This is a genomic window from Candidatus Cloacimonadota bacterium, assembly GCA_034661015.1.
In the GTDB taxonomy this organism is placed as follows: Bacteria; Cloacimonadota; Cloacimonadia; order JGIOTU-2; family JGIOTU-2; genus JAYEKN01.
Genome location: JAYEKN010000287.1, coordinates 1 through 8,069 on the forward strand (window position 1 = coordinate 1; position 8,069 = coordinate 8,069).

The 8,069-nt window shown below is 36.5% G+C and carries 8 protein-coding genes; 5 read left to right on the forward strand and 3 right to left on the reverse strand.

The annotated features are described in order from the left end of the window. Positions 1–4 precede the first annotated feature (4 nt). The 3 genes from U9P79_10015 to clpB form a co-directional block, all read right to left on the reverse strand. Positions 5–433: a prepilin-type N-terminal cleavage/methylation domain-containing protein gene (locus U9P79_10015; GenBank protein MEA2104957.1), complete on the reverse strand. Its 429-nt coding sequence runs from the start codon at positions 431–433 to the stop codon at positions 5–7. A 541-nt stretch (positions 434–974) separates the two neighbouring features. Further along, positions 975–2,627, reverse strand: a complete 1,653-nt coding sequence (groL, locus tag U9P79_10020) for a chaperonin GroEL (GenBank protein MEA2104958.1) — start codon at positions 2,625–2,627, stop codon at positions 975–977. 65 nt (positions 2,628–2,692) lie between these two features. Continuing rightward, positions 2,693–5,275 (reverse strand): ATP-dependent chaperone ClpB, encoded by a 2,583-nt coding sequence (gene clpB / locus U9P79_10025; protein MEA2104959.1) that lies wholly within the window; start codon positions 5,273–5,275, stop codon positions 2,693–2,695. A gap of 202 nt (positions 5,276–5,477) precedes the next feature. On the opposite strand from clpB, the gene U9P79_10030 reads away from it, so the two are divergent. The 5 genes from U9P79_10030 (at position 5,478) to U9P79_10050 (ending at position 8,031) form a co-directional block, all read left to right on the forward strand. Further along, a complete protein-coding gene (locus tag U9P79_10030; GenBank protein MEA2104960.1) occupies positions 5,478–5,891 on the forward strand; it encodes an Hsp20/alpha crystallin family protein in 414 nt (137 codons plus the stop codon). A gap of 125 nt (positions 5,892–6,016) precedes the next feature. Then, entirely contained in the window at positions 6,017–6,271 is a 255-nt protein-coding gene (locus U9P79_10035; protein ID MEA2104961.1) for a glutaredoxin domain-containing protein, read from the forward strand. A 15-nt stretch (positions 6,272–6,286) separates the two neighbouring features. Then, on the forward strand, positions 6,287–7,210 hold the full coding sequence (gene trxB / locus U9P79_10040) for a thioredoxin-disulfide reductase (GenBank protein MEA2104962.1): 924 nt from the start codon (positions 6,287–6,289) through the stop codon (positions 7,208–7,210). A 23-nt stretch (positions 7,211–7,233) separates the two neighbouring features. Next, on the forward strand, positions 7,234–7,551 hold the full coding sequence (trxA, locus tag U9P79_10045) for a thioredoxin (protein ID MEA2104963.1): 318 nt from the start codon (positions 7,234–7,236) through the stop codon (positions 7,549–7,551). A 6-nt stretch (positions 7,552–7,557) separates the two neighbouring features. Further along, the gene (locus tag U9P79_10050; GenBank protein MEA2104964.1) at positions 7,558–8,031 is read left to right on the forward strand and encodes a (2Fe-2S)-binding protein; all 474 of its coding nucleotides are present in this window, start codon (positions 7,558–7,560) and stop codon (positions 8,029–8,031) included. Positions 8,032–8,069 lie beyond the last annotated feature (38 nt).

Consider the following 8,069-nt stretch of genomic DNA (forward strand, 5'->3'; position numbering starts at 1 on the left):
CTATTTAGTCAACTATATCTTGTTCCTCATCATCCTGATCAATTCCATAACCATGATACTTAGCTTCGTCAACATCATACCAGACTTGTTTTCCTTCGCCTTCAGGGAAATCTGCAGTAGAAGTTGCAATATATTTCGTAGGTGGATTACCAATAACTTCGAGATCCCAGTTATTTTCGGTGGCTTTTCCTAATTTTGCATCATTCATTGCATCTTCAATCGTGTAATTATCAGTAGTTCCATAAGTTTGACGTTCGACCCTATAAACACTTCTTATTGCTGCAATAGCGGTTTGTGCTTCAGTTGATCTTGCATTCCTCACATAATCCATATAGATGGGAACTGCGATTGCAGCAAGAATAGCAATAATTGCAACAACGACTAACAATTCAATAAGGGTAAAACCCTTTTCGTTCTTAAGTTTGTAGAACATTATTTTGCTCCTATTTCTTTAATTTTTTGATATTTTATTTTATTCAAATAAATTTGATTAAAAAATTCAGGTGCCTATTTCCTTGTCAAGTATATCTGATTTTTTTATTTTATTTTATTTCATTAACTCAGATAAGTCCACCTTGGGAACCACTAATAAAGTTGGGTTATTTAAATTTATCAATTTAACTCAAGCCGATTTATTTGGCGGTACAATAGGGAGATAGAAAAGTTTAAAAAGTTTGTTCTGTGCTTTATTACAAAATTCAGAATTAATAATTAAGGATAAATAATAATTGCAAAAAAAATAAAATAAACTTAAAATTGTTTTGAAAATCTAACGGAAACCCCTGCAAAAAATTCCAAATAGCCATTTTTTACATATTTTTTATATTCCCAACTTTTTACTTTAAATCCTAAAAATAATTCCAAAAAAAAGCGGTATTCAAAACTGAATACCGCTTTCAAATTTTGTGAACGGTCAAAAACTCCACAGGAGATTAACCTTCACAACTGAGAATTTTATGAATAGATACTACTTTTTAATACATTCCGCCTGGCATACCACCCGGCATTCCACCTGGCATACCGCCCGGCATTGCTCCACCACTATCTTCTTCGGGTGCATCGGTAATTGCACACTCGGTAGTTAGGAATAATCCGGCAATACTACAAGCATTTTGAACTGCAGAACGAGTAACCTTAGCAGGATCAATAACACCGTCTTTCATCAGATTGGAATATTTTCGCGTTGCTGCGTTATAGCCAAGATCAATATCTTTGTTGTCTTTTAGCTTTTCAACAATAACATCGCCTGGTAATCCCGCATTCTTTGCAATTTGATAAAGCGGTTTTGACAAAGAATTTTTAAGGATTTGAACACCAATTTGTTCTTCCTCTTCATCAAGATGCAATTCATCAAGAATTTTTGCACATTGCAATAACGCAACTCCACCACCGATTATAATTCCTTCTTCTACGGCGGCTCTTGTCGCCTGAAGAGCGTCATCAACACGATGTTTTTTCTCTTTCATTTCTACTTCTGTGGCAGCACCAATATTTAAAACAGCAACACCGCCGGCAAGTTTTGCCAGTCTTTCTTGCAGTTTTTCAGTATCATAATCAGAGTCGCTTTCTTCTATCTGATTCTTAATGCGATTAATTCGAATATCTATATCTTCCTCGCTACCTTTTCCTTCACGGATTGTTGTGTTATCTTTGTCCACGATAATTTTGTTTGCTTTGCCAAGATCGTTTATTGTAACACTTTCCAATTTCAACCCAACTTCTTCCGAAATAACTGTTCCACCTGTAAGAATTGCGATATCCTGAAGCATTTCTTTTCTTCTATCACCAAATCCGGGTGACTTCACACCACAAACATTCAAAGTTCCACGAATTTTATTCACAACAAGAGTTGCAAGTGCTTCACCTTCGATATCTTCGGCGATTATGAACATTGGTTTTCCTGTTTGGGAAACTTCTTGTAGAATTGGAAGAAGTTCTTTCATTACTGAAATTTTCTTATCAAGAAGAAGAACATAAGCATCTTCTAATTCTGCAACCATTTTGTCCATATCCGTTGCAAAATAAGGGGAAAGATATCCTCTATCGAACTGCATACCTTCCACTTTTTCCAAATAGGTTTTCATCGTTTTGGATTCTTCGACATTAATAACGCCTTCGTTACCAACAGATTCCATTGCTTCTGAGATCATTTTTCCGATTTCAGGATCATTGTTCGCAGAGATTGTTCCAATTTGTTCGATTTCTTCAGATGTTTTAACCGGTTTGCTCATCTCTTCGATTTTGTTTACGATAGCTTCGCTTGCTTTCATCAGTCCACGTTTAATAAACATTGGGTTGACACCGGCAGTTACGTGTTTGAAGCCTTCATTAATGATTTCTTGAGCCAAAAGTGTGGCTGTTGTTGTGCCATCTCCAGCAATATCATGGGTTTTTGTGGCAACTTCTTTTACCATCTGAGCACCCATGTTTTCATACTTATCTTTTAGTTCAACTTCTTTTGCAATAGTTACGCCATCATTTGTAATGGTGGGAGCACCAAGGCTCTTATCAAGAACTACATTTCTACCTCTCGGACCAAGTGTTACCTTAACAGCATCTGCTAATTGGTCAACACCTTTCTTCAATCTTTCTCGTGCATCATGCCCGAATTTTAACTGTTTTGCCATTTTTCCTCCGAAATTAATGGATTTTATTTCATTATTGATTAATTTTTATATTTCTTATTAATTTATTACGAAAGCGCGACATGTCCATTTTTTATGTCAATGTTTACTTGATAATTTTTATCATCTTCGTTTTCGTTCTTTGTTTCTTCAAGTAAAATCAGAGCAAGTTTATTCTCAATTTCACGTTGAATTAGCCTTTTAAGAGGTCTCGCTCCAAATTCAGGTTCATATCCTTGTTTTCCAAAATACTTTTTTGCTCCGTCAGAAATAGCAATATCAATATGCCTCTTAAATAAACGTTTTTGAAGATCATCGAACTGGATGTCAAATATTTTTCCCATATCTTCAGCCGAAAGAATATGAAACTTGATAATCTCATCAATACGATTCAAGAATTCCGGACGAAAATAATCTTTCAAAGCATTCATTATAAGCGATTTTTGAATGTCATTAGTGGGCGAAACAGCCTCTTCAACCGCAATATTGGATGTCATAATTATTACTGTGTTTGTGAAATCAACCGTTCTTCCTTTACTGTCCGTTAAGCGTCCATCATCCATTATTTGCAGAAGAATATTGAAAACATCGGGATGTGCTTTTTCGATTTCATCAAAGAGGATGACGCTGTAAGGTTTCCTTCTCACTGCTTCTGTCAGATTTCCGCCTTCATCATATCCCACATATCCGGGAGGAGCTCCGATGAGTTTTGAGACTGCATGCCTTTCCATATATTCGGACATATCTATGCGGGTCAATGCTTTTTCCGAATCGAAAAGAATTTTCGACAGCGTTTTTGCCAGTTCTGTTTTCCCAACTCCAGTTGCTCCAAGAAACAAAAAAGTTCCGATTGGTCTTCCTTCGGGACTAATTCCAACCCGATTTCTTCGAATCGCATTTGCCACAGCACTAATTGCATCATCCTGTCCTACCACTCTTTGATGTAACTCATCTTCAAGATGAACGAGTTTTTCAGTTTCACTCTCCAGCATCTTGGATACGGGAATGTGCGTCCATTTTGAAACAATATTTGCAATATCATTTTCATCAATTTCTTCTTTCAGGATTCTGTTATTTTTCTGTAAATCATCCAACTTGCTGTTCTTTTTTTTCAAAATTTCCTGAAGTTCTCGTAGTTTTCCATACTTCAGTTCAGATGTTCGAGCCAGATCCCCGTTTCGTTCGGAAAATCGCATCTCCGTTTTCGTTTCATCTATTTGCTTTTTGACATCGCTAACATGAGATATCAATTCTTTTTCATGCTGCCAACGAACCCGAATATGATTTCCTTTTTCCTTTAACTCCTTCAGATTTTCCTGAATATCATTTTTCCTCTCTTTGGATTTCCTATCCTTTTCTTTCTTTAGAGAATGCTCTTCAATTTCCAACTGCCTGATTTTTCTTTCTATAACATCCAATTCGGTTGGCAGACTATCAATCTGGATTCGGATGTTCGCACAAGCTTCGTCAATAAGGTCAATGGCTTTATCCGGCAAAAACCGATCGGAGATATATCTGTCAGACAGATTTGCAGCTGCAATTATTGCCGCATCTTTGATCTTCACTCCGTGATGAACTTCATATTTCTCCTTGATTCCACGTAAGATGGAAACTGTGTCATTTACATCCGGTTCGAAAACCATAATCGGTTGGAAACGCCTTTCCAAAGCAGCATCTTTTTCGATATATTTCCGATATTCATTAAGTGTGGTTGCTGCGATACAGTGCAATTCACCTCTCGCAAGAGCGGGTTTAAGCAAGTTCGAAGCGTCCATCGCCCCTTCAGCAGCACCGGCACCAACAACGGTGTGCATTTCATCAATGAATAAAATAATCTGCCCTTCTGCAGCCTTAACTTCTTTGAGAACGGCTTTTAAACGGTCTTCAAATTCACCGCGAAATTTTGCTCCGGCAATCAAAGCTCCCATATCCAATTCCATAACATCTTTATTCTTCAAGTTTTCAGGCACATCATTTTCCACGATTCTACCGGCTAATCCTTCCACAATAGCAGTTTTACCTACACCGGCTTCACCGATCAAAATAGGATTGTTTTTTCTGCGTCTGGATAATATTTGCATCACGGAACGAATCTCTTCGTCTCTGCCAATTACCGGATCAAGTTTGCCTTTTCGGGCAAAATCAGTAAGGTTTCTAGCATATTTTTCCATAACTTGATACTTTGCTTCCGGATTCTGGTCTGTAATTCTCTGGTTGCCCCGAATGTCTTTTAAAATTTTCAAAACGTTTTTCTCGTCCACACCATATTTCTTGTAAATGGGAGAAACTTCATTCTTAATATGTAAAGAAGCGAGAAAAATATGCTCAGTACTCAAATAATCATCGTGAAGTCGATCCGCTTCCTTTTGGGCAGCAGCCAAAACGCGATTCAATTCTTGAGAGAGATACGGTTGCTGGACATTTCCTGAAATTTGCGGTTTCTTATTCAGAATATTTTCGATATCCTGATAAATAGAATCAATGCTTACCTCCAACTTATTAAGAATAGTGGTAATGATTGATTCATTTTGTTTAATCAAAACAGCGATCAGGTGGGCTACGGAAATTTCCTGATGCTCAAATTTATCCGCAAGTTGCACCGCAGATTCTACTGCTTCTTGGGCTTTTATCGTAAATTTATTTAAATTCATAATTTCCTAATTTCCTTAATATTTGATAGGTTTCTAAAGAATATATGTGCTGAAAGGTGAATGTCAAAATCTTTTTTAGCACTCACCTGTTTAGAGTGCTAAATATTTCTTGACATTGAAAACCTAATGCCTAAACTATATTGCAAGTTCGGGAACATTTCCCGCAACTCACTAAATAACAATTAGTTAGAAAGGAGACATTATGTCTATCGTAAAGTATCAGCCCTTCCGGTCTTTTACAGATCGATTCTTTGAAGATGATTTCTTTAACCACTTCAGAAACAACACAACCTACAGAATCCCTGTTGATATTTATGAAAAGAAGGATAAAATCCATTTGGATTTTGAATTACCCGGCATCTCCAAAAAAAATATTGAAATACAACTTGAGAATAGCACTCTCACTGTAAAAGGAACATTTGAAAAAGATAAAGACATTCAGGAAGAAAATTATTTCAGAACAGAACGTTATTATGGAGAATTCAGTCGTTCTTTCACTATTCCAAATAATATTGCTCACAAAGATATCTCAGCGAATTTTGATAAAGGTATTTTGAAAGTTACATTTCCAAAGTCCAAAGAAACTGAAGAAGTGAAAAAAATAGAGATAAAATAAGATCTTCAATAATCAAATCCCTGCTCGAATTTTCGGGCAGGGATTTTTTTTATTTTTATCTTTAGAAAAATTGACAATGTTTGTACCCAAAAAAACTTTTTTTGAAAAAATTTAAAGGAAAATGAATGGCAAATAAAATTGCAAATAAACGGGTGATCTTATTCACTTCACCCTATTGCTCGTGGTGTAAAAAGGCAAAAGTTTATATGAAAAGAAACCACGTAAGATTTAAAGAAGTAGATGTGTCAAAAGATGCCACGGCAGCACGTGATCTACAACGCAGAACCGGTCAACAGGGTGTTCCTGTAATTTTGATAAACAACAGGCCCATTGTTGGCTTCAATCTAAATAAATTAAATAGACTATTGGAAATTAATTAAGTAAAGGACAAAATTATGTATGATGTAATTATACTTGGCGGAGGACCAGCCGGACTTACTGCCGGTTTGTACGCAGCTCGTTATAAGTTGAAAACCTTGCTTCTGGAAAAACAGTATCTCCTTGGCGGAAGCATGTTAGATACTTGGGCAATCGAAAATTATCCCGGATTTGAAAAACCGATAAACGGTCTGGAGTTGTCGGAGAAGATGCACAAACAGGCTGAAATCGCCGGATTAGAAATCATTAGTGAAAACGTTATTGAAGTTGATCTAAAAGGTGAAGTGAAAAGATTCAAAACAGATGACGAAAGCGAATACTCGGCAAAAACGGCAATTATTTGCACAGGCTCATCACCGAGCAAACTGAACATTCCGGGAGAAGATGAATTCCGTGGCAAAGGCGTTTCATACTGCGGAACTTGTGATGCTCCCTTCTTTAAAGAAAGAGTGGTTGCTGTGGTCGGAGGTGGAAACACTGCTGTTTCAGAAGCAATGTATCTCTCAAAATATGCTTCAAAAGTGTACCTCATCCACCGCAGAAATAAACTCAGAGCCGATAAAGTTATGAGCGACCGTGCAAAAAATAATGAAAAAATAGAGATTCTTTGGAATTCAACTGTCCAAAAAATTAATTTTCATAATTTTTCAGATAAGCACATCATTATCTGGAATAACCTTGAAAAGTCAGAATCCAAATTAAAAGCAACCGGCATTTTCATTTTTGTGGGTATCAAACCAAATAATGAAATGTTAAACAATCAAATCGAATTAACAGAATACGGATTTATTGATGCGGATGAAAAAACACTTCAAACAAATATTGACAAAGTATATGCCGCCGGTGATATTCGTAATAAAAATCTAAGACAAATTGTTACGGCTGCTGGTGATGGGGCAATTACTGCCTACGAAATAAACACGCTGCTTAACGAATATTAAACAAAAAAAAAGGAATAAATATCATGCTAAATATAACCCACGAAAATATTCAGGATATTATCAATTCTGGAAAAGTTATACTGGTTGACTTTTGGGCAGAATGGTGTGTCCCATGTAAAATGATGCATCCTGTAATGGACCAAATTGAAAATGAGATGGACGAAAATAAAATTGCTGTTGGACGTTGTGATGTTCAAAACCAACCTAATATTGCTTCACAATATGGAATTATGAATATTCCCGCTTCCTTGATATTTAAAGATGGCAAAGTCATGGATCAAGTTATTGGCGTAGTAAAAAAGAAAAAACTAATTAAAAGAATGAACGAATATATTGATTAGAATCAAATGAAAAACATACTTTTGTGCTTTTCTCTAAATGGGAAAAAGGTGAAGAAATCAGTTTCACCGAACAAACGTCTTCTTGATGTTATCCGAGAAGATTTTGGTTTGACCGGCACAAAAGAAGGTTGTGGAGTTGGCGAATGTGGTGCTTGCACTGTCATTGTGGATGGTAAAGCCATCTGCTCTTGCATGATGCTCGCAGGACAAGTTCAGGGCAAGGAAGTTATCACTATCGAAGGAGTCGAAAAAAATGGTGAACTTTCTTCTTTACAAAAAAATTTTATCAAGCACGGTGCAATTCAATGCGGATTCTGCACTCCGGGGATGATAATGAGTGCTACTGCCCTGCTCCAAAAAAAAACCAATCCTACTGAAATTGAAATAAAAACAGCTATTTCCGGCAATCTCTGCCGTTGTACAGGCTACAAACAAATTATTCAAGCAATTGATGTTACTGCAAAGGAAAACTTGAGTTAATCCGCCGGCTGGTGGATTGACTTAAGTTTTCCAATTTT

Excerpts from the sequence above, each read along its gene's own strand:
- U9P79_10015 (MEA2104957.1), bottom strand. The coding sequence starts at position 433 with ATGTTCTACAAACTTAAGAACGAAAAGGGTTTTACCCTTATTGAATTG.
- groL (MEA2104958.1), bottom strand. The coding sequence starts at position 2,627 with ATGGCAAAACAGTTAAAATTCGGGCATGATGCACGAGAAAGATTGAAG.
- clpB (MEA2104959.1), bottom strand. The coding sequence starts at position 5,275 with ATGAATTTAAATAAATTTACGATAAAAGCCCAAGAAGCAGTAGAATCT.
- U9P79_10030 (MEA2104960.1), top strand. The coding sequence starts at position 5,478 with ATGTCTATCGTAAAGTATCAGCCCTTCCGGTCTTTTACAGATCGATTC.
- U9P79_10035 (MEA2104961.1), top strand. The coding sequence starts at position 6,017 with ATGGCAAATAAAATTGCAAATAAACGGGTGATCTTATTCACTTCACCC.
- trxB (MEA2104962.1), top strand. The coding sequence starts at position 6,287 with ATGTATGATGTAATTATACTTGGCGGAGGACCAGCCGGACTTACTGCC.
- trxA (MEA2104963.1), top strand. The coding sequence starts at position 7,234 with ATGCTAAATATAACCCACGAAAATATTCAGGATATTATCAATTCTGGA.
- U9P79_10050 (MEA2104964.1), top strand. The coding sequence starts at position 7,558 with ATGAAAAACATACTTTTGTGCTTTTCTCTAAATGGGAAAAAGGTGAAG.